Source organism: Streptomyces nanshensis (assembly GCF_001751255.1).
Classification (GTDB): Bacteria; Actinomycetota; Actinomycetes; order Streptomycetales; family Streptomycetaceae; genus Streptomyces; species Streptomyces nanshensis_A.
On record NZ_LJGW01000525.1, the window covers coordinates 1 to 1018 of the forward strand.

The window sequence follows — 1018 nt, forward strand, 5'->3', positions numbered from 1 at the left end:
GTTCGGCGCCGCGCGGGCCGGGTGCGGACAGATGCATCCGGGCCGAAGAGGGCCCGGAGACAGGGGACTTGAGGAGCGCTCAGCCCTTCTTCGTCTCCCAGAAGATCTTGTCGATCTGGGCGATGTAGTCGAGCGCCTTCTGCCCCGTGGCCGGGTCGGTCGAGCCCTTGGCCGTCGAGAGGGCCTTGAGGGTCTCGTTCACGAGCTCGTGGAGGTTCGGGTACTTCTCGAAGTGCGGGGGCTTGAAGTAGTCGCTCCACAGCACCGAGACGTGGTGCTTGGCCAGCTCGGCCCGCTCCTCCTTGATGGTGGTGGCCCGCATGCGGAAGTGCGGGTCGTCGTTGGCCTGGTACTTCTCCTGGATGGCCTTGACCGACTCCGCCTCGATGCGGGCCTGGGCCGGGTCGTAGACACCGCAGGGAAGGTCGCAGTGGGCGCTGACCTTGACCGTGGGCGCGAACAGACGGGAAAGCATAGAGCCGTCCTTCCTCGTGATCGTCTTCTCACCTGTGAGATTACTCCGTAGGGGAGGCGCTTTCGCGTGTGCCCCCGAGCGCTTAGGACAAAAGTCGGTGTTGAGTGAACGTGAGGACGGACGCGGGATCGCAAGGCTGTAAGGACCGTGAGGGCCGCGAGGTCGTGAAGAGCGCTGTGAAGAGCAGAGGAGCGGGACGGTGAGCGGGTTGCTGAAGCGGATCGGGCTCGCGGAGGTGTACAACCCGTCGATGCTGCCCGTGCTGCGCCCCGGGGACCGGCTGGTGGTGAAGTACGGATCGCGTGCGCGCCCCGGTGCCGTCATGGTGCTGCGGCATCCGCTGCAGCACGATCTGCTCATCGTCAAACGGGCCGTGGAACGGCGTTCCGGCGGGCGCTGGTGGGTGGTCGGTGACAATCCGCAGGTGCGCAACGACAGCCGGGAGTTCGGCGCCGTACCGGAGGAGTTGATGGTCGCGCGCGCGTGGGTGCGGCTGCGCCCGCCCAGCTCGCCGGACCGCGGGCCCCGGCGCTCGCCGCGGGC

Annotated in this window: 2 protein-coding genes; one reads left to right on the forward strand and one right to left on the reverse strand. The window is 67.7% G+C overall.

Features of this window, described 5'->3' with window-relative positions; translation table 11 throughout:
* Positions 1-79: 79 nt before the first annotated feature.
* A complete protein-coding gene (gene sodN, locus AN218_RS29510) occupies positions 80-475 on the reverse strand; it encodes a superoxide dismutase, Ni (RefSeq protein ID WP_070020142.1) in 396 nt (131 codons plus the stop codon).
* Positions 476-725: 250 nt separating this feature from the next.
* On the opposite strand from sodN, the gene sodX reads away from it, so the two are divergent.
* Positions 726-1018: nickel-type superoxide dismutase maturation protease (gene sodX / locus AN218_RS29515; protein ID WP_079132717.1), on the forward strand; the 293-nt coding region annotated here is incomplete at its 3' end.

What these genes read in the sequence shown, in the direction of transcription:
- sodN (WP_070020142.1), bottom strand. Translation starts at nt 475, where the DNA reads ATGCTTTCCCGTCTGTTCGCGCCCACGGTCAAGGTCAGCGCCCACTGC.